At 61.7% G+C, this 20155-nt stretch carries 21 protein-coding genes; 18 read left to right on the plus strand and 3 right to left on the minus strand.

The features are described 5' to 3' along the window. The 12 genes from ACPYOI_RS23000 to ACPYOI_RS23055 form a co-directional block, all read left to right on the plus strand. The coding region (locus ACPYOI_RS23000; protein ID WP_481423405.1) for an FGGY-family carbohydrate kinase at positions 1-832 on the plus strand (832 nt) is incomplete at its 5' end. Positions 833-870: 38 nt separating this feature from the next. Next, entirely contained in the window at positions 871-2382 is a 1512-nt protein-coding gene (locus ACPYOI_RS23005; protein ID WP_481417366.1) for a glycerol-3-phosphate dehydrogenase, read from the plus strand. Between the two features lie 11 nt (positions 2383-2393). Next, positions 2394-3326 (plus strand): sugar phosphate isomerase/epimerase family protein, encoded by a 933-nt coding sequence (locus ACPYOI_RS23010; RefSeq protein WP_481417365.1) that lies wholly within the window; start codon positions 2394-2396, stop codon positions 3324-3326. A gap of 147 nt (positions 3327-3473) precedes the next feature. Further along, the gene (locus ACPYOI_RS23015; protein WP_481417364.1) at positions 3474-4463 is read left to right on the plus strand and encodes a sugar-binding transcriptional regulator; all 990 of its coding nucleotides are present in this window, start codon (positions 3474-3476) and stop codon (positions 4461-4463) included. A 73-nt stretch (positions 4464-4536) separates the two neighbouring features. Further along, on the plus strand, positions 4537-5313 hold the full coding sequence (locus ACPYOI_RS23020; protein WP_481417363.1) for a DeoR/GlpR family DNA-binding transcription regulator: 777 nt from the start codon (positions 4537-4539) through the stop codon (positions 5311-5313). Continuing rightward, the gene (locus ACPYOI_RS23025; protein WP_481417362.1) at positions 5310-6080 is read left to right on the plus strand and encodes a triose-phosphate isomerase; all 771 of its coding nucleotides are present in this window, start codon (positions 5310-5312) and stop codon (positions 6078-6080) included. The genes ACPYOI_RS23020 and ACPYOI_RS23025 overlap by 4 nt, the downstream gene beginning before the upstream one ends. Before the next feature lie 10 nt (positions 6081-6090). Further along, positions 6091-6546, plus strand: coding sequence for a D-erythrulose-4-phosphate isomerase (gene derI / locus ACPYOI_RS23030; RefSeq protein ID WP_481417361.1), 456 nt, complete (start codon positions 6091-6093; stop codon positions 6544-6546). A 203-nt stretch (positions 6547-6749) separates the two neighbouring features. Next, positions 6750-7760 carry a dihydroxyacetone kinase subunit DhaK gene (locus ACPYOI_RS23035; RefSeq protein WP_481417360.1) on the plus strand — a complete coding sequence of 337 codons (1011 nt, stop codon included), beginning with the start codon at positions 6750-6752 and terminating at the stop codon, positions 7758-7760. A 2-nt stretch (positions 7761-7762) separates the two neighbouring features. Continuing rightward, positions 7763-8404 (plus strand): dihydroxyacetone kinase subunit DhaL, encoded by a 642-nt coding sequence (dhaL, locus tag ACPYOI_RS23040; RefSeq protein WP_481417359.1) that lies wholly within the window; start codon positions 7763-7765, stop codon positions 8402-8404. 166 nt (positions 8405-8570) lie between these two features. Next, positions 8571-9665 (plus strand): extracellular catalytic domain type 1 short-chain-length polyhydroxyalkanoate depolymerase, encoded by a 1095-nt coding sequence (locus tag ACPYOI_RS23045; RefSeq protein WP_481417358.1) that lies wholly within the window; start codon positions 8571-8573, stop codon positions 9663-9665. A gap of 180 nt (positions 9666-9845) precedes the next feature. Then, positions 9846-11174 (plus strand): MFS transporter, encoded by a 1329-nt coding sequence (locus ACPYOI_RS23050; RefSeq protein WP_481417370.1) that lies wholly within the window; start codon positions 9846-9848, stop codon positions 11172-11174. A gap of 311 nt (positions 11175-11485) precedes the next feature. Beyond that, positions 11486-11752, plus strand: a complete 267-nt coding sequence (locus ACPYOI_RS23055; protein ID WP_168829346.1) for a hypothetical protein — start codon at positions 11486-11488, stop codon at positions 11750-11752. A gap of 75 nt (positions 11753-11827) precedes the next feature. Here the strand turns inward: ACPYOI_RS23055 and ACPYOI_RS23060 are convergent, their stop codons facing one another. Further along, entirely contained in the window at positions 11828-13609 is a 1782-nt protein-coding gene (locus ACPYOI_RS23060; RefSeq protein ID WP_481423406.1) for an adenylate/guanylate cyclase domain-containing protein, read from the minus strand. Between the two features lie 174 nt (positions 13610-13783). Between ACPYOI_RS23060 and ACPYOI_RS23065 the strand changes: the two genes are divergently transcribed. Beyond that, a complete protein-coding gene (locus tag ACPYOI_RS23065; RefSeq protein ID WP_481417356.1) occupies positions 13784-14377 on the plus strand; it encodes a carboxymuconolactone decarboxylase family protein in 594 nt (197 codons plus the stop codon). A 48-nt stretch (positions 14378-14425) separates the two neighbouring features. Here ACPYOI_RS23065 and ACPYOI_RS23070 read toward each other — a convergent pair whose 3' ends face one another. Then, entirely contained in the window at positions 14426-15313 is an 888-nt protein-coding gene (locus ACPYOI_RS23070; protein WP_481417355.1) for a LysR family transcriptional regulator, read from the minus strand. A 129-nt stretch (positions 15314-15442) separates the two neighbouring features. Here ACPYOI_RS23070 and ACPYOI_RS23075 point away from each other — a divergent pair, with 129 nt between their 5' ends. Beyond that, the gene (locus ACPYOI_RS23075; RefSeq protein WP_481417354.1) at positions 15443-16288 is read left to right on the plus strand and encodes an oxidoreductase; all 846 of its coding nucleotides are present in this window, start codon (positions 15443-15445) and stop codon (positions 16286-16288) included. A gap of 77 nt (positions 16289-16365) precedes the next feature. Here the strand turns inward: ACPYOI_RS23075 and ftsZ are convergent, their stop codons facing one another. After that, the gene (gene ftsZ, locus ACPYOI_RS23080) at positions 16366-17388 is read right to left on the minus strand and encodes a cell division protein FtsZ (RefSeq protein ID WP_168829341.1); all 1023 of its coding nucleotides are present in this window, start codon (positions 17386-17388) and stop codon (positions 16366-16368) included. 195 nt (positions 17389-17583) lie between these two features. On the opposite strand from ftsZ, the gene ACPYOI_RS23085 reads away from it, so the two are divergent. The 4 genes from ACPYOI_RS23085 (at position 17584) to dapA (ending at position 20091) form a co-directional block, all read left to right on the plus strand. Beyond that, on the plus strand, positions 17584-17805 hold the full coding sequence (locus tag ACPYOI_RS23085) for a hypothetical protein (RefSeq protein WP_481417353.1): 222 nt from the start codon (positions 17584-17586) through the stop codon (positions 17803-17805). 99 nt (positions 17806-17904) lie between these two features. Next, positions 17905-18918, plus strand: coding sequence for a ketopantoate reductase family protein (locus ACPYOI_RS23090; RefSeq protein WP_481423407.1), 1014 nt, complete (start codon positions 17905-17907; stop codon positions 18916-18918). Between the two features lie 85 nt (positions 18919-19003). Then, complete coding sequence (locus ACPYOI_RS23095) at positions 19004-19171, plus strand: hypothetical protein (protein ID WP_168828764.1); 168 nt, start codon at positions 19004-19006, stop codon at positions 19169-19171. Then, the gene (dapA, locus tag ACPYOI_RS23100) at positions 19168-20091 is read left to right on the plus strand and encodes a 4-hydroxy-tetrahydrodipicolinate synthase (RefSeq protein ID WP_481417350.1); all 924 of its coding nucleotides are present in this window, start codon (positions 19168-19170) and stop codon (positions 20089-20091) included. The genes ACPYOI_RS23095 and dapA overlap by 4 nt, the downstream gene beginning before the upstream one ends. Positions 20092-20155 lie beyond the last annotated feature (64 nt).

Consider the following 20155-nt stretch of genomic DNA (forward strand, 5'->3'; position numbering starts at 1 on the left):
GACCGCGCTCGGTGCAGGCGTGCGCAGCGGCGGCCGCAACGCCGCCTGTTCGACGATCGGCTCGACCGGTGTTCATATGCGCGCCAAGCCGGTTGCTGATGTTCATCTCAATCGCGAAGGCACAGGCTATGTGATCGCCCTGCCCATCCCCGGCATCGTCACCCAGGTGCAGACGAACATGGGCTCGACGATCAACATTGACTGGATCCTCGATATCGCCGCCTATCTCATGGCCGATGCCGGCAAGTCCGTGTCGCACGCCGACCTTATCGCGCGCATCGACGGCTGGTTTGCGGAGAGCAAGCCGGGTTCGGTTCTCTATCATCCCTACATCTCGGAAGCTGGCGAGCGCGGGCCTTTCGTCAACGCCAATGCGCGTGCCGGCTTCACCGGGCTCTCGACCCGCCATGGGTTCCCGGACCTGGTACGCAGCGTGGTCGAGGGGCTGGGACTTGCCACCCGTGACTGCTACGCGGCGATGGGTGCGATGCCGGGCGAACTGCGCATCACCGGCGGCGCGACACGTTCGGTCGGCCTGCGCCGCTCGCTTTCGGCTGCGGTGAACGCCCCGATCCGCCAGTCACGGCGCGAGGAGACCGGTGCGGCCGGTGTGGCGATGATGGCCGCAGTGGCCGTCGGTGTCTACTCAAGCATCGACGATTGCATTGCCGACTGGGTGACGCCGCTTCTCGGCGAACCGGAAGTTCCGGACGCCGCCGAGGCGGCGAGGTTCGATCGGCTGTTTTCCGCCTATACCGATGTCCGCAAGGCAATGGCGCCCGCCTGGGACAAGCTCGCCGCCGCCGCAACGACTCCGCCGGACAGCGAGTAATTCAGTTCTGATGCAGCAGGCATCCAGAGGAGCATGACATGACCGAACCCGAAATCCTGGATCTCTTCGTCATCGGCGGCGGCATCAACGGCGCGGGGATTGCGCGCGATGCTGCAGGCCGCGGGCTGAAGGTCGCGCTGTGCGAAAAGGATGATCTCGCGCAGGGAACATCGTCGCGCTCGGGCAAGCTCGTGCATGGCGGCCTGCGCTATCTCGAATATTATGAGTTTCGCCTCGTGCGCGAAGCCCTGATCGAACGCGAGGTGCTGCTCAATGCAGCGCCGCACATCATTTGGCCGATGCGCTTCGTCCTGCCCCACAGCCCTCAGGATCGCCCGGCATGGCTCGTCCGGCTCGGCCTCTTCCTCTACGATCACCTCGGCGGCCGCAAGAAACTGCCAGGGACGCGCACGCTCAACCTGCTGCGCGATCCGGAAGGCACGCCGATCCTTGATCAATACACGCGCGGCTTCGAATATTCCGACTGCTGGGTCGATGATGCGCGCCTGGTCGTCTTGAATGCGGTCGGCGCCGCGGAGAAAGGCGCAATCGTGCTCACCCGCTCGCCGGCCGTCTCCGCCCGGCGCGAAAATGGCAGCTGGACCATTACGACGAAGAACAATGCGACCGGAGCGACGCGGACCTTCCGCGCGAAGTGTCTTGTCAATTGTGGCGGCCCATGGGTGACGGACATCATCAACCGCGTCGCAGGCTCGAACTCCGCTCGCAACGTGCGCCTCGTCAAGGGCAGCCACATCATCGTCCCGAAGTTCTGGGCGGGCTCGAACGCCTATCTCGTCCAGAACCACGACAGGCGAGTCATCTTCATCAACCCCTACGAGGGCGACAAGGCGCTGATCGGGACCACCGACATCGCCTATGAAGGCCGGGCCGAGGACGTTGCCGCCGACGAAGCGGAAATCGAATACTTGCTCAAGGCCGTCAATCGCTACTTCAAGGAAAAGCTGCGCCGGCAGGACGTGCTGCACAGCTTCTCCGGCGTTCGCCCACTCTTCGACGACGGCAAGGGCAATCCGTCCGCCGTCACCCGCGACTATGTCTTCGATCTCGACGAGACGGGGGGCGCCCCCTTGCTCAACGTCTTCGGCGGCAAGATCACCACGTTCCGCGAACTTGGCGAACGCGGCATGCAGCGCCTGAAGCACATCTTCCCGAACATGGGTGGCGACTGGACGGAGAAAGCGCCCCTGCCCGGCGGTGAAATCCCCAATGCCGACTACGAGACCTTCGCCAACACCTTACGCGAAACCTATCCCTGGATGCCGCGCAGGCTCGTCCATCACTACGGCCGCCTCTATGGCGCCCGCACGAAGAACGTTGTCGCCGGTGCGGCGAACCTCGAAGGGCTTGGCCGGCATTTCGGCGGACAGCTTTACGAGGCCGAAGCCCGTTATCTCGCCGCAACGGAATGGGCAGAGACGGCGGAGGACATCATTTACCGCCGCACCAAGCACTACCTGCACCTGACCGAAGCCGAACGCGCAGCCTTTACCGAGTGGTTTGCGTCTTCCCGTCTTGCCGCCGCCTGAAGGATGCTTTGATGCCGCTGACCCTTTCGCTTAATACCAATCCGCTGGTAAACCGCTTCGCCGATCCTGACGATCTGATCGAGACGGTTGCCCGCGACCTGAAGATCCGCGACCTCCAGCTCACGCATGAATTCATCAATCCAAGCTGGCAGGCACCCGTCATCCGTCGTCTGACCCGCACCATGAACGCCGCGCTGAAGCGCACCGGCGTCCGCGTCACGTCCGGCATGACGGGCCCCTATGGGCGCCTCAATCATTTCGGGCATCCGGATGCCGATGTCCGGCGCTATTACATCGACTGGTTCAAGACCTTTGCCGACATCACCGCCGATCTCGGCGGCCATTCCGTCGGCACGCAGTTCGCGATCTTCACCTACAAGGACTTCGACGATCCGGCGAGGCGCGAAGAGCTGATCAAGATCGCGACCGACTGCTGGGCGGAAGTGGCCGAACATGCCCGTGCCGCCGGCCTCTCCTACATCTTCTGGGAGCCGATGAGCATCGGCCGCGAGTTCGGCGAGACGATTGCCGCCTGCCTGTCGCTGCAGGAACGGCTGACCGCAGCGAAGATGGCCGTGCCGATGTGGATGATGGCCGACATCGACCACGGCGATGTAACTTCGGCCAATCCTGATGACTTCGACCCCTATGCCTGGGCTCGCGCCGTGCCCAAGGTATCGCCGATCATTCACATTAAGCAGAGTTTGATGGACAAGGGTGGCCACCGGCCGTTTACGGCCGAATTCAATGCGAAGGGCCGCATCCAACCCGAGCCGCTGCTTCGAGCCTTTGCCGAAGGTGGCGCGCGAGACAATGAAATCTGTCTTGAGCTTTCCTTCAAGGAGAGAGAGCCCAACGATCGCCAAGTCGTACCCCAGATCGCGGAAAGCGTCGCCTTTTGGGCGCCTTACATCGACACCGGGGTAAACGATTTGAACATCTGAGGAGAACTATAAGCGCGGCAGCATGATCGGCGTTCCGCCTCGCCCATCATCGACATTGACAGGATCGGGCGGCGGCGCAAAGTCGCAGGAACGTCACCGGCAAACAGAAGCAGGACCGATGCGCGACAGACCAAGAAGGAACGGGTGATGACGGATGCCGATGACACGCTTGCGGTACGCGCTGCCTGGCTTCATTACGCGGGCGGCCTGACCCAGTCGGAGGTCGCCAAGCGCTTGGGGTTGCCCTCGGTGAAAGCGCACCGCTTGATCGCAAGAGCGGTCGCCGAAGGCGTCGTGAAAGTGACGATCGATGGCGACATCGTTGAATGCGTCGAACTGGAAACGAAACTCGCTGCGCGCTTTGGCTTGCAATATTGCGAGGTGGCGCCCGACTTGGGTGAGGAGGGCCTCCCCCTGCGCGCGCTCGGACACGCCGGCGCGGGATTCCTGAAGCGGGAAATCGAAAGGGGCGACAACAAGGTGATCGGCCTTGGCCATGGACGCACGCTGTCTGCGGCCGTCCAGTACATGCCGCGCGTCAATGCCAAAGGTCTGCGTTTCGTTTCCCTATTGGGCGGGCTGACGAGAAATTTCGGCGCAAATCCCTACGACGTGATGCATCGCATCGCCGAGAAGACCGGGACGCAGGCTTACGTGATGCCGGTGCCTTTCTTCGCCAACACTGGAGAAGACCGGGAGGTGCTGCGAGCGCAACGCGGCGTCAAGGAGGTCTTGGACCTGGCCAACCACGCCGATCTCAAATTCGTCGGCCTTGGCACTGTAGACGCCGAAGCACAACTCGTCCTCTCAGGCATGGTCGAGCCGCGCGAGATCGAAGACATTGCTGCCGTGGGCGGGGTTGGCGAAATCCTCGGACATTTCTTCGACGCCAGTGGCCATATTCTCGAGACCGCGCTGACGATGCGGACGCTCTCCGCATCGTTTCCGACGACGAAGACCGAAAGACTGGTCGCATTGGCCGGCGGCGTGGCGAAGGTTCCGGCCATTCGCGCGATCTTGAACAGCCGCCGCCTGTTTGGATTGATCACGGATGAGCGTACGGCTCAGGCGCTCCTGAAAGCTAGCGAAGATGTTGTGCCGATCGCCCGCCGCGAGCCGAAACGCAACACAACTTGAAAACAATTTAACATTCTTTGTGTTGTCCTGTGCGTATTTTCTGTTATTTTAGGACAAACGGGTTGAGAATGCGATGAAGCGAGAAGAACGGCAGCAATCAATCATAAATCTCCTCGTCGAGAACAAGACCGTCGATCTCGAGGATCTTGCGGATCGCTTCACCGTTTCCAAAATGACCATTCACCGCGATCTCGACGACCTGGAACAGGCGGGTGTCCTGCGGAAGGTTCGAGGCGGCGCGACGATCGATGCCGGCACGCAGTTCGAAAGCGATTTCCGCATTCGCGAGCGGCAGGGACATGAAGCAAAGCTGAGCATGGCGCAGCGTGCGCTTGAGCTTGTCGAGCCCGGCATGACGGTGATGGTCAATGACGGATCGATGGCCGCCGTTCTGGGTGAAATGCTGCTGCAGAAGCGGCCCTTGACGCTGATCACTAACAACGCGGCGATCATGGAGAAACTCAAGGGTGAAAGCGGCATTACCCTCATAGCGCTCGGCGGCATCTATTCGGCAAAGTTCAACGCCTTTCTCGGCGTTGTGACCGAGGAGGCGCTTTTCCGCCTCAGAGCCGACATCGCCTTTATTTCGACCCCGGCGGTTTCGGGCAGGCTCGCCTACCACATGGATGACAACGTCGTGCGCGCCAAGCGGGCGATGATTTCCTCGGCAACCAAGACCTGCCTGCTCGTCAATCACGAACGCATCGGTCACACCGCCCTCCACGTTATGGCGGATCTGGCGGATTTCGATGCCGTCATCACCGACAGCGCGCCCGACGCCGCCGTCCTTGAGGAATTCGAACAGGCGGGCATCAGGCTCACCATCGCATCAACGCAGGATCCGACATGACCGAAAAGCCGCGCTTCTGGATTGGCACCAGCTGGAAGATGAACAAGACGCTCGCGGAAGCGCAGCACTTTGCGCGTGGCCTCGAGACCGCCGATGCGGCGCGCGATCCGCGCATCCAGCGCTTCGTTATTCCGCCTTTCACCGCTGTGCGGGAAGTCAAGTCAATGCTCGCCAAGACCTCCGTGAAGGTCGGCGCGCAGAACATGCACTGGGCAGACCAGGGCGCCTGGACGGGCGAGATTTCGCCGCTGATGCTGAAGGATTGCAATCTCGATATCGTCGAGCTCGGCCATTCGGAGCGTCGCGAACATTTCGGCGAGACCGATGAAACGGTAGGCCTCAAGACGGAAGCCGCCGTCCGCCACGGACTTATCCCGCTGATCTGCATCGGCGAGACGCTCTCCGATCGCGAGAGCGGAAAGGCAGCGGACATCCTCGCAACACAGGTGCGCGGTGCGCTTTCCAAACTGTCTGGCGACCAGCGGTCTGCTGAAATCCTGCTCGCCTACGAGCCGGTCTGGGCAATCGGCGAAAACGGCATTCCGGCAACCGCCGACTATGCCGACGCGCGCCAGGCCGAAATCATCGCCGTTGCCGAAGAGGTGCTCGGCCGCAAGATCCCCTGCCTCTACGGCGGGTCGGTCAATCCGCAGAACTGCGAAGAACTGATTTCGAGCCCGCATATCGACGGGCTTTTCATCGGCCGTTCCGCCTGGAATGTCGAAGGTTACCTCGACATCCTGAGCAAATGTGCCGCCAAACTCTAAGGAGAAAAACATGAAACTTGCCATCGCAGGAGACAGCGCCGGTGAAGGCCTGGCCAAGGTTCTCGCCGATCACCTAAAGGACCGCTACGAGGTGCACGAAGTCTCGCGCACGAACACCGGTCCCGATCCCTTCTATGCCAATCTCTCCGACCGCGTCGCCTCGGGCGTCATCGACGGCACTTACGACAAGGCGATCCTCGTCTGCGGCACCGGCATCGGTGTCTGCATCTCGGCCAACAAGGTTCCGGGCATCCGCGCCGCGCTGACGCACGACACCTATTCGGCCGAACGTGCTGCACTCTCCAACAACGCGCAGATCATCACGATGGGCGCCCGCGTCATCGGACCGGAGCTCGCCAAGTCGATCGCCGATGCCTTTCTCGCCCAGACTTTCGACGAAAACGGCCGCTCGGCCGGTAACGTCAAGGCGATGGACGAACTCGACTCGAAGTACAACGCGCGCTGAGCTTGAGACGAAGGCCAAACGGCATAATCTCATCTCGTGAGAGGGCGCCTGCGGGAAGGCTGTGACGTCATTTTGAGCAAGGTCCATGGCCGGTCAAATTGACGTTCACGCTCTGCCCGCGCGTGTGTCGTTCACGGTCACGGATTGATATTGCTCGTGGAGGCGGGCATGTAGTCCTGTCAGCACACAATGGGGAGGATGGCGTGAAGACGAAGAAGCTCATCAACGCGGGCGCCGATGCCGTCGACGAGATGCTGGAAGGCATTCTGGCGGCACATCCGGACCATCTCTATGCCGTCGACGGAGTGCCGCGGGCAATCGCGGCGCGGCATGGACCACGCCAAGGCAAGGTCGGTCTGGTCATCGGTGGCGGCTCGGGCCACGAGCCGACCTTCCTGGGTTTCGTCGGGAAGGGTCTCGCCGACGCCGCTGCAGTCGGCAATGTCTTCGCCTCCCCGCCTCCCGATCCGATCATGGCCTGCGCAAAGGCGGCTAGCGGCGGCGCCGGCGTTCTCTTCATGTACGGGAATTATGCCGGCGACGTGATGAATTTCGACATGGCGGCAGAAATGCTCGCCATGGACGATATCGAGGTTCGCACTGTGCTCACGACCGACGACGTGGCGTCCGCCCCCGCCGATCAGCGGGAAAAGCGCCGCGGCGTTGCTGGAAACGTCTTCATCTTCAAGGCGGCCGGCGCCGCCTGCGATCTCATGTATTCCTTCGATGAGGTCGAGCGCGTTGCGCGCTGGGCGAACGCGCGCACCTACACTATGGGCGTCGCCCTCTCCCCATGCTCGTTGCCGCAGACCCTCAAGCCAAACTTCCAGATCGGCGAGGACGAGATGGAAATCGGCATGGGCATCCATGGAGAGCCCGGCGTCATGCGCGGTTCATTGCGAACTGCCAACGAAGTCACCGACGAATTGCTGGACAGGATTCTCGGTGAAATGAAGGCCGCGAAGGGCGATCGGGTCGCCGTACTCGTCAACTCGCTTGGCTCCACACCACTGATGGAACTCTACATTATGATGCGCCGCGTCAAGACGCGGCTGGATGACGCCGGCATCGTGGTGCATTCATCGCTCGTCGGCAACTATTGCACCTCCCTTGAAATGGCGGGTGCGTCGATCACGTTGATGCATCTTGATGATGAACTGCAGCGCCTGATCGACCATCCATGCGACTGCGCCATATTCCGGGCGGGCAAATAATCATGACCGAGATCAACGTCGAAACGCTACAGCGGATGTTTACGGCCATCGCGGACGCCATGGCGAAGGAGAAAGACCGGCTCTGCGAACTCGATGGCGTTATCGGAGACGCCGATCATGGTATCGCAATGGAACTCGGCTTTTCGGCAGCCTCCAAGGCCGTTGCCGCTTTGGAGGCGGGCACGAGCGAACCGTCGATCGTCTTCAATACCGCAGCAAAGGCCTTTCTCAACGCTGTCGGCGCGTCCTCGGGGCCGCTCTACGCCACCGCCTTCATGCGGGCCGGCGCTGCAGTGAAGGGAAAAGGCGTTCTCTCCGATGATGATGTCGTCGAAGCTTTCATCGCCATGGCGAAGGGGATCCAGGATCGCGGCAAGGCCGAGCTTGGCGAAAAAACGATGATCGATGCCTGGATGCCGGCTGCTCAAGCCTGCCAGGCGGCGCGAGTGGCTGGCGCGGGATGGTCTGAAAGCCTTGGCGCTGCCTTGCAAGCCGCAGCGAAAGGCGCAGAGGACACCAAGGCGATGGTCGCCACTAAGGGCCGGTCATCGCGGCTTGGCGACCGATCGATCGGCCACATGGATCCGGGCGCGGCCTCCGCTGTCGTGCTCATTGGCGCGATGGCCGAGTATTTCGAGGGCTAGCGGCACTGGATGGTCGTCCGCTTGGCGAGACCCGTGAAATTGGCACGAACACGTCATTTCTAAACGACAGGACAGTCGAATTAGATTATTGTGCACCGCAGCAACCAAAGGCGATCTGCCGCGTTGTATCCGTCATCGCCATCCGGCGACAGGGCCAGGAGGCGACATGCGTTCCCTTTCCGATACACTCGAGCGGCTTGCAAGATTTCATACAGCTAAGAGCAACCACACCCTCGCACCACCATCGAAGCTGTCTCGACTCCAGCGCTTCGGTGCAAACCCCGGGGCGTTGAAAGCTTGGTACCATGTCCCGGAAGGCCTGAGCGAACCGCCGGCATTGGTCGTGGTCCTGCATGGGTGTACTCAGAATGCCGCCGGATATGATCACGCATCCGGCTGGTCGAAGCTCGCCGAGGACTTCGGCTTTGCGGTCCTCTATCCCGAACAGGTGCACGCCAACAATCCCAACCTGTGCTTCAACTGGTTCAACCTGACAGACGTCCGTCGGGGCCAAGGCGAGGTCTTTTCGATCCGTCAGATGGTGGAGACGATGATTGCCGAACACGGCATCGACCGTCGCCGGATCTACGTCACAGGGCTCTCGGCGGGTGGTGCGATGGCGAATGCCGCGCTCTGTGCCTATCCCGAGGTCTTCGCCGGCGGGGCTGTCATGGCCGGTCTTCCCTACGCCTCCGCTACCTCCGTACCCGAGGCCTTCGACCGCATGCGCGGACACGGCATTCCCAATGCGGACGAGTTGCGGAAACGGCTGTCCGGCGCCTCACCGCATCGTGGGCCCTGGCCGGCGATATCGGTCTGGCATGGTACGCGCGACAGGACCGTCGTGGAGGCAAACGCCCATGCCATCATCGCTCAATGGAGTGGCGTCCACGGCGTTCCACCCTCTCCAAGATCGGTCGAAACAGTCGACGGGTACCAAAGGCTTTTCTGGCAAGATAAGTCCGGCAGGGACGCGATCGAGCTCTATGTCGTCGAGGGCATGGACCACGGGACACCGCTCGACGTCGCGTCGGGCTACGGAAACGCGGCGCCATACATGCTGGACGTAGGAATTTCCTCTACCCTCCATATCGCGCGCTCGTGGGGCCTGACCCCATCGTTTGAACGTCGGCGGGAAAGGCCTCATTATGCCAAACCCGCCAGTCCAGAGCTTGCAGCCAGCCAACCACAGCCAGATCGGGCGGGCAACATTCAAGCGGTGATCGAAAGAGCCCTGCGCTCAGCGGGGCTGATGCGCTGACGCGGTTGGTTTTTTGCGCGCCCGTTTCTAGTAGCGGCGGACCGTTCGAAATCACGGCACGTCGTTGATCTGGCGTCACCTTGCCAGAAGATCGCGAAATCGCGTTCCGGTTTTGATCCAGCAATTTTCGTGTTAAAATGTTGGCATTTGGGAATTGACTTGAGCTGGGAGGAGAAAACCATGGCTATTCAAGTCCCCAGGGATTTCCGCCGCGTGATCGTTGCCGCGTCGGTCGGAAACATCATCGAATGGTACGACTTCTATATCTTCGGGAGCTTGGCGGCCGTTCTGTCGGTCAAGTTCTTTGAGCAATCCCACCCCGTCGCAGCTTTGTTGAGCACGATTGCGCTGTTCACCGCAGGTTTCCTGATCCGTCCGCTGGGGGCATTCCTCTTCGGCTGGATGGGCGACCGGGTCGGCCGCAAATACACCTTCCTCATCACGCTCAGCGGAATGGGATTGGGCACCGGCGCGATCGGCCTGATACCGACCTATCAGTCGATCGGTCTGGCCGCTGCCTTCATCCTCTTCGGCCTACGGATGATTCAGGGCCTGTGCCTGGGCGGCGAGTACGGCGGCGCCATTACCTACGTCGCCGAACACGTCCCGGACGAGCGCCGCGGCTACTATACCGGCTGGCTTCAGACCTCTCCCACCCTCGGGATCGTGGTATCGCTGGCTGTGATCATCGCGACACGCACCTATTTCGGCAATGAAGTTTTCGACCGGTGGGCGTGGCGCGTACCGTTCCTGGTGTCTTTCCTGCTGGTAGCCATCGCAATCTACATCCGGCTCCAGCTCCAGGAGACACCGATCTTCCAGGACATCAAGGCGCGGGGCCAGATGACCCGAAATCCCTGGAAGGAGGCGTTCCTCAGCTCCAACATGAAATACGTCGGCATCGCCACCATCGTGCTGATCGGGCAAGGCGTGGTCTGGTACAGCGGCCAGTTCTGGGCGTTGTACTTCCTGCAGCAGGTCTCCAAGGTGGACGCGCTGACCTCGTCCTACATCGTCGGAGCCGCGCTGCTTCTCGCAACGCCGAGCTTGATCTTCTTTGGCTGGCTATCCGATCATATCGGCCGCAAACCTGTGATCCTGGGAGGCATGCTGCTTGCCGCGCTCACGTACTATCCGCTGTATTTGTGGCTGGGCACAGTCACGCAGCCCGGCGCCATCAACTATCCGGTCGCGATCTTCATCATCTTCATCCTCGTTTGCTATGTCGGGATGGTCTATGGGCCGGTCGGGGCGTTCCTGGCGGAATACTTCCCCGGCAGGATCCGGTACACGTCGGTATCCGTGCCATATCACATCGGCAACGGCTGGGGCGGTGGGTTGGTGCCGTTCGTCACTTCGGCGGCCTTCGCGGCGACCGGCAGCATCGGCTCCGCGCTGATCTACCCGATCGCGGTCCCTGCCGTCTGTTTCATACTCGCCCTGTTCCTGATGCCGGAGACCCGTCAAATAAGCATCTGGGAACCGCTTGAGCCTAGAGCCCATCCATAGCAAGCTCGCCAGCGTGCGGGGCGGCTATGCCCCACACGCTTTCTCTCCGACTGCGACACTGCCCTGCTTCGGCAGGGCTTTTCTGACCGTAGGCTGGCCGAGGGCGCGCGCCCGCGGAACTTAGATCGAGGTTGCCTCTTATGCGGGAGGAGCGGGCTATGAAGCCACTTGCCTCGTTTCGCTTAAGGGGCTGGCATGGACGAAATTCGTCGAATTAAGATTGCCCATAGTCGCGCCGGTGTTCTGGAGCGCCGGTGACAGCTCCAGGGGCAGATGCTCTCCAGAGAGTAGGAGAACAAGGAACAGACAGGATGCACAAGTTTCTCAAGGCTGTAGGTGGGATTCTGTTGATCGGCCCTGTGGTTGTCACACTGCTGCTGGCGCTCCCGCAGGTAAACAGCCAAGGCTTTTCGCTTTACTTCCTCGCCATGGCCCTCCCCGTCCTGGTATCGGGCGCGATTGTGATCGGCTTCGCGAATATCATCGAGAATCTCGAAGCGATCAGGGTCGCGAGCGAGCAGCAAGCCAAAACGTTGCAGGCTCTCATCGAACGCCGCATCGCTCACAACCGGGTGTGACGTCAGGCGATCGGTGAAGTTAGTGGCTGATTTGGTCAAGCCGAGCCACCCGTGGGCATCGATCAGCCGCGACGCTCAACGTTTCGATGCCGCCGATAAAACTTCGGCAACGCCGACTTGGGCTTCGCTCAAGGCGGCGGGAAACATTGGAATACCGGCGCCGCCAACCCTTGCGACCAACGCGTCGATCACACCTTCGTCCTGATAGGTTTCCTGGATTCGCACGTACTCTATCGACAGATGAGGATCGAGCGCCATGGCCTGAGCGACAAGCTTCCGGGCTTCGTCAACTCTGCCGACGGCCATCTGAGCCGCGATCTGGTAAATGAATGTCCGCCTGGTTTGGAAGCGCAGTGCACGCGCGACGCAGAACATTTCCTCGTACCGTTCAAGAACATAGAGGGCCGCAACCCGCTCCTCGGTGATCCAGACCGGCAGGAAGGGATCCAAAGCCTCCGCCCGGTCGAGCAATTCAAGCGCTTTGCCGGGTTCACCCGAGAAGACGAAGAGTGCGGCGCTCCTGCCGATAATGTAAGCATCATTGGGCGCAAGCTCGCAGGCCTTGTGGTGATGGTAGTGCGATGTCGTGAAGTCGCCCACTTTCATCTTGATCGACCCCATGATCCTGTGAGCTTCGGGATCGGTCGGATCGAGTTCCAGCGCATGTGCCACCTGCTTCTCGCCCATGAGCATGTCGAAGTCCGGCAGATTGCTCCATGAACAGATATGCATGGCGAAGGACCGGCCGAAGCCCGGATCTGCCTGCATGGATTTCTCGAACCAGCTCATCGCCTTGCGAATGTGATCGTCGGAAACGCCGACAAGCCGGTGGTGATCCAGCCCCCTGAGATAATACTCGTAGGCGCTCATGTTTTCCGGCCGCTTGAGCCTCGCCGCCACGAGTTCCGACTGCTCCACGCGCCCGGACACCGTCGCCGCCACCCGCGCAATCACATCGTCCATCACATCCAGAATTTCCTGAAACGGGCGGGTAATCGACTCGCTCCAGATCACGTGGCCTTCGCTCGTCTCCGTCAGCGAAATGTTCACGCGGATATTCGTCAGGGACTTCCGGATGGAGCCGCCGACAACGTAGCGGACGCCAAGAAGCTTGCCGATTTCCAGGGGATCGGTCGTGGTCAGGGCCGTGGAAGCGGATCGCGAGCTGACGAAGAGGCCCTTGAGACGGCTCAACTCGAGCGTCAGATCATCGGTAATGCCTTCCGCCAGATAGAGCTGGTCCTGATCCGCCCCCGGCGCCACCGTGAACCGGGCAACGGCGATCGAATTTGCGCGTACCGGCATTTCAGGCTTCGGATCCAGCCGGGTCGGAGCGACCTGAAATACGTGGCGATCCATCACGGCGTCGACTCGATAGATCCGCATGGGCTCCGAGATACCTTTGAGCGTCCTGTCACCTGCGTGCACGAACTTGCAAGGCGACACGCGATGGACCTGATCATAGAGCGCTCCGGACACGTCTATCGCGCCGGGATTGGCGGAGGCCTGGATCCTCGCTGCAATATTGACACCGTCGCCCCGAAGATCGCTCCCGACAACCACCACATCGGCGATGTGCAGTCCGAAGCGCATGTCGACGGGTGCGGCTCCCGGAACGGCAGACACGCTGTAGCGTGCCTCGATAGCCGACCTGATTGCGTTCACGGGGCTGCCAAATTCAGCCAGAATGGCGTCGCCCGCCGTTCCGAACACCCGGCCGTCGTGGCGCACGACGACATCCTCGACGACTCTGAGGCAGTCGTGAATTCGTGCGACGGTCGCCTCTTCGTCGCGCTCCATCGCCGCCGTCGAACCCACGACATCGGCTACGAGGATGGTCGCCAGCTTACGATTCATAACTGTGTCTCGGATCGTCAGGTCGCCGTCAGGTCGGAGTGTATCACATCAGGTCTGAAGCGGCATGGATATATGGCGCGCGCTACCGCTGATTGGCCACCCGAATTCGTCCCAAACAGATTGCCGTCGTTCGTTTCACGCCTATCCTTTATCCATCAAGAGGAGGACCACGCCATGCCATTCATCCAGACCCCCGATGCATCCGTCAACGAGAAGACCGCGTCGATGTACGCGTCCGCCGAAGCGAATTACGGTTACGTTCCCAACATGTACCGCGCCTTCGGGCACAGGCCCGAGGTGATGGAGCATTGGGGCGCGCTGCTTTCGAGCATCCGCGGACATATGACCCCCAGGCGCTATGAGTTGGTGACGCTGGCGGCAGCGAAGGAACTGAAATCCTCTTATTGCATGCTGGCGCACGGCTCCGTGCTGCTGCGCGAAGGGTTCACCAATGATGGGCTGGCGGCGGTTGCAAACGAGACAGAGAAGGCACCGATCGACGCGGCCGAACGCGCCGTCATGGCCTTCGCCGCCAAGGTCGTGCGCGATGCCACCTCCGTGACGCAGGACGACGTCAACGGACTGAAGAAACACCACCTCACCGATGAGGAGATCTTCGATATCACGGCGGCGGCGGCGGCCCGCTGTTTCTTCTCGAAGATGCTGGATGCATTGGGAACCGCACCCGACCACGTCTATGCCGAACGGCTCGACCCCAACCTCCGCCGAGCGCTCACCGTCGGCCGCCCGGTCAGCGGGCTTGCCTGAGCCACGCTGTGATCGCGCAGGTCTTCACCACCCGCCGGGCCGTTGATCCTACTCCGCTTTCAACGTCTCGATCAGCGCACGGAAGCCGGCCGACATATGGCGGCGGCTGGGGTAATAGAGGTAAAGCGGCTCCTCCGGCTGGCACCAGTCGTCGAGCACCTGGATCAGATCGCCGGCTGCCACCATCTTCTCCACGCGGTTTTCCCAGACATAGGCGAGCGCTACTCCGCCAAGCGCTGCCTGCGTCATCAGTTCGTGGTCGTCGAGCGAGAGCGGCCCGGTCGGGTGGAATGTGATCCCCTGCCCGTCCTTCTCGAAATCCCATGGGTAGCGTGCGCCGGAGGGAAACATGTTCTGGATGCAGAGATGGCGCTTTAGATCGTGGGGCGTGACCGGCTTCGGATGCCGCTCGAAATAGGTGGGCGAGCCGACGACGACAAGGCGCAACTGCGGCTTGATGCGCAATGCGATCATGCCCTCGGTCACGCGCTCGCCGAACCTTATGCCGCCGTCGAAACCTTCCTCGACGATATCGACCAGGCGGTCGGTAGCGCTGATTTCGAGCTGCAGGTTCGGGTTCTTTTCGAGCAACGGCCCGATCACCCGCCCGATCACGAAAGGCGCGATCGAATTCGGCACGTTGATCCGAACCTTGCCGAAGGGTGTGTCGCGAAACCGGTTCAATGCATCGAGGGCCGTGGTGATCTCGCCGAAGGCCGGATCGAGATGCGATTTCAGAAGTTCGCCCGCCTCGGTCAGCGAGACGCTGCGCGTCGTCCGGTTCAAGAGCCGGATGCCTATTCGGTCTTCAAGGTTGAGGACCGCATGGCTGACGGCGGAAGCCGTCACGCCGCGTTCCTCGCCCGCCTTCCGGAAACTCCTGTGCCGGGCGACGGCGGCGAAGGCGGCAAGCTCGGAAAGATCGGTGGCGCGCATTACTGAATCTTGCTCATTATAGTTTCGATAATAACAAATCTTATACAGCAGCGAGTTTTCGGTCAAATTCTCTTCGCCAGCAGGGAGATGCGGACGTCAACAACCTCAGAGAGTTGAAAGGAACGTGTCATGAAAGTCTGGTTCATTACTGGTGCATCCCGCGGCTTCGGCGCGCTGATGACCAAGGAAGCCCTTGCAGCCGGCGACGCCGTCGTCGCAACCGCTCGCAACCCCAAGACTGTGACCGAACAGTTCGGCGACCATCCGAATCTTCTCGCCGTCGCGCTTGACGTCACCAACGAGGGACAAGCGAAGGAGGCCGCCGCCAAGGCCGTCGAACGCTTCGGGCGCATCGACGCCCTCGCCAACAACGCCGGTTACGGTCTCCTCGGCGCCGTTGAGGAAGCCACTGCCGAGGAGATCGAGAAGCTCTACGCCACCAATGTCTTCGGCCTTCTGAAGATCACCCGCGCGGTCCTGCCCTATATGCGCCGCCAGCGTTCGGGGCATATCCTCAACTTCTCTTCGATCGGAGGCTATTTCGGCTACCCCGGCTGGGGCGTCTATGGATCGACCAAGTTCGCGGTCGAGGGCCTCTCGGAATCGCTGGCCGCCGAACTCGAGCCATTCGGGATCAAGGTGACGATCGTCGAGCCAGGCTTCTTCCGCACCGACTTCCTGGCCGACAACTCGCTGTCGGTCAGCCCCGCCTCGATCCCGGATTACGTCGGAACGCCGGCCGGCAACATGCGCGATTTCGCCAGCGATGCGAACCATGCCCAGCCCGGCGACCCGGCAAAGCTCGCAGCCGGCATCATCACTCTTGCGAACGCGCCGAACCCGCCGCTTCGCATGCCCTTCGGCAGCGATACGGTCGCGGTGATCGAGGAACAGAATGCCAGCGTTGCCAAGGAACTTGCCGAATGGCGCGAACTCGCCGTCTCGACGGACTTCGCGAAAGAAGCCACTGCCTGAGCAGCGGCTCCCATGATATCGCTCCGCCTGCGGAAAAGCCCCAGGCGGAGCGCAATGCCGTTTTGATTGCCGCAGCCTTACTGCAGCGTGCGCGTGGCCATTTCCTGCGCGCCGACGCCCGGTATTCCTGTGGTCGCGACCACGCTGTCGAGACCTGTTGCGACCACGGACACGCGGAACATGCCGTCGAGATTCCGGTCGAAGATGGCACCGACCACGATATCGGCATCATCCTGTACCTCGTCGCGGATGCGGCTCGCGGCCTCGTCCACTTCGAAGAGCGTCATGTCCGAACCGCCGGAGATCGAGATCAGCACGCCCCTGGCGCCCTTCATCGAGATGTCGTCGAGCAAGGGATTGGCGATCGCGGCTTCCGCGGCCTTGAGGGCGCGCTCGTCGCCGGCGGCCTCGCCCGTTCCCATCATCGCCCGGCCCATGCCGCGCATTACCGACTTGACGTCGGCGAAGTCGAGATTGATCAGGCCTTCCTTGACGATCAGGTCGGTGATGCAACCGACACCGGCAAAAAGCACGCGGTCTGCCGTCATGAAGGCGTCGGCAAAGGTGGTCTTTGCATCGGCGATGCGGAAAAGATTCTGGTTCGGAATGACGATGACGGTATCGGCTGCCTGCCGCAACGCTTCGATGCCGACCTCGGCCGTCCTCATGCGCCGGTTGCCCTCGAAGGTGAACGGCTTGGTCACGACGCCCACCGTCAGGATGCCGGCGGAGCGCGCGGCATGCGCGATCACGGGTGCTGCGCCCGTCCCCGTGCCGCCGCCCATGCCGGCGGTGACGAAGCACATATGCGAACCTGCCAGGTGATCCATGATCTCGTCGATCGATTCTTCGGCCGCCGCACGTCCGACTTCCGGCAGCGACCCGGCACCCAGTCCCTCGGTCACATGCGTGCCGAGCTGGATGCGGCGCGACGCCTTGGATGTCGCCAGCACCTGGGCATCCGTGTTGGCGGCGATGAAATCCACGCCTTCCAGACTCTCGTTGATCATGTTGTTGATCGCATTTCCGCCGCCGCCGCCTACGCCGATCACAGTGATCCGCGGCCGCAATCCCGAAATCCCGCTCTTGGCGTCCGTCATCATCTTCTCCTTTGATGGCATCTTTGTCCCCGCCCCTCGTGCGGCAAACCGAATCGGAGCATCAGGCTAAGCGCGCAACAAGGCAGAGGCGGGGCGAAAGAACAAGATGACGCTTTATGAAATTCCCTCCGGAACTCTTTTCCCGCTTCGAAGGTTGTTTTATTCTTGTGCCATCAAAAGAGGAGAACTGCCGAAATGGCTTTGTCAGCCACACGCCAGCATATTGCCTCGCCACGCGAGCATATCCTCACGGCCCAGGAAGCCCTGGAGCCGCTGTTTCTGGCTCTTGAGCAGGAGGTCGAGGTGCAGATGATCGCCGCAGCGGTCCGCGCCGGATGGACTCCCGAAGACGCCGTCGCCGCAATCGATGAACTGCGCCGCAACGAGCTTTTGACCGGCGGCGCCACGTCTCATTGATCTCCGAACCAAATCGGGCCGGTAACCGAAAATTCACTCGCCATCCCGGCCGGAGGGCTTAAGTCTACCGCGAAAGCAATTATCGTGGAGCCTACCTGCATGACCTTCAAGACCATCTGCATCTATGGTGCCGGCGCGCTCGGCGGCGCCATAGCGGTGAAGCTCGCGGCTGGCCTCGGCGCGGACGCAACGGTTTCCGTGGTGGCGCGCGGCGCCCATCTCGATGCGATCAAGGAAAAAGGCCTCAACCTTTTCGAGGCCGGATCCGAGACGCCGGTCAATGCGCGCATCGTCGCGACGGAAGACCCATCCTCGCTTCCGCCGCAGGACTTGATCGTCACCGGTCTCAAGGGGCATCAGCTCGGCCCGGCCGCCGAAGGTATCGCCAAACTGCTGAAGCAAGGCACGCGAGTCGTGATGATCCTCAACGGCATTCCCTGGTGGTACTTCCATGGCGATACACAAAGCCCGCATGCCGGACTGCAGTTCGAGGAGCTCGATCCCGGCGGCCACCTCTGGCGGCTGATCGGTCCGGACCGCGTCATCGGCTGCGTCGCCTATCAGGGCGCGGAAGTGATCAATCCCGGCGAAATCAAGCTGTCGAACAATGGCCGCTTCGTTCTCGGTGAACCGTCCGGAGAAGCCACCGCCGATCTGGAATCGATCGCTGCGCTCTTTTCCCGGGCGGGCCTCAGCGTCACGACCACCCCGCGCATCCGCGACGAAATCTGGAACAAGCTCACCGGCAATGCCGCCTTCAATCCGATCAGCGCGCTGACACGGGCGTTGATGCGCGACATTATGGCCGATCCGGCGCTCTCCAATACCGTCGGCAAGGTGATGAACGAAGTGCGCGCCGTCGGCACCGCGCTCGGCGCCCGTTTCGGTAGCACCGTCGAACAGCGGCTCGAACAATCTCGGGACATCGGCCCGGTGCGCACCTCGATGCTTCAGGATCTGCTGGCCGGAAAGTCTCTCGAAATCGTGCCGCTCACCGGCATGGTCGTTGTGCTGGGGCGGCTCGGCTCGGTGCCGACACCGGTCTCCGAGACGGTTTTCGCGCTAGTCTCCCAGCTGGATCGCGAGAACCGTCGACCTCACGCGTCTTTATGATATTCCTATATTCTCAGCCTTGAGCGCGAATGGATTTCCTATCCGCAGCGGCAGTAGCCTTTGCCATCCATGCAGAGGTAATGCCATGCGACGTATCATGTTTCCGCCTCACCCCTTTATGCCGACGCGCCGCAAGACTGCGGTGCGCCAAATGCGCGAACGGCGCACGGCGCAGATCCTGATGGTCTTCGGAATCGTGCTCGCCTGCGTCGAGCTCTACATCGTCTTCGGCAATATCTGGCATCTTTCGTGACACACCCGAATGCGCTTCGAGTTCGCGGCGCGATCGCCGCGATGATCACCCCCTTCCGTAACGGTGCCGTCGACCGGGAACTGCTGCGCGCACTTGTCGAATGGCAGATTGCCAACGGCATTGCCGGCATCGCGGTCTGCACCGTTACCGGTGAAGGCCCGGCCCTTGCACCGGACGAACGCAACATCGTCGTTTCGACGGCCGTTCAGGCCGCCGCGGGCCGCATACCGGTGATCGCGGCCACCGGCACGAACTGTACCGCGGCCACGATCGAGTTCACGCAGAGAGCCGCTGATCTCGGCGCATCGGCTGCCCTGGTGACGGTGCCCTACTATTCGAAGCCGGGGCCGAAGGGCATCGTGCATCACTTCGAACAGCTCGGCCGCGCGTCGCCGCTGCCGTTGATCGTCGAAACCGACCCGACGCGCACGGCGAGCGATCTTTCGGAGGTTGTGCTGGAGAAGTTGGCGGATATTCCCCCGATCCACGGCATTTGCGACGCAGCAGGCGATGTCCGCCGCTTGGCGGCAATCCCGACTGCCCATCTTGCACGTTTCCGCTGGTTCACCGGCAACGACCTGACGGCATCCGCCTTCGCCGCTCAGGGCGGCGACGGGCTGATCTCACCGGGAGCGAATATCCTTCCGCGCCTGTTCTCCTCCATGCAGCAGTCCGCGCAGGGCGGAAACCTCGCGGGAGCGCTCGCGATCCTCGATCGCCTGATGCCGCTCCTCAAGGTGGTGGGAGCCGACCGGGATCCCGTTTGCATAAAGCTGGCGCTCCGTCTCCTGCGCGGTGTCGATGACGAGATGCGGCTGCCGCTCGTACGAGCAGATCGCGAAACGGAGGCTGCCATCACGGCCGCTCTCGAGCCCTTTCTCGGGCGGCAAGCGGCCACCGCTATCCCTATGAGATTTTGATATTTCTGCCGATAGTGCCGCATGGAACGCTTACCGGGCAGACCTTAACTTCAGCACCGTGACT

It is taken from the genome of Rhizobium sp. SVR5-2C (assembly GCF_056755115.1).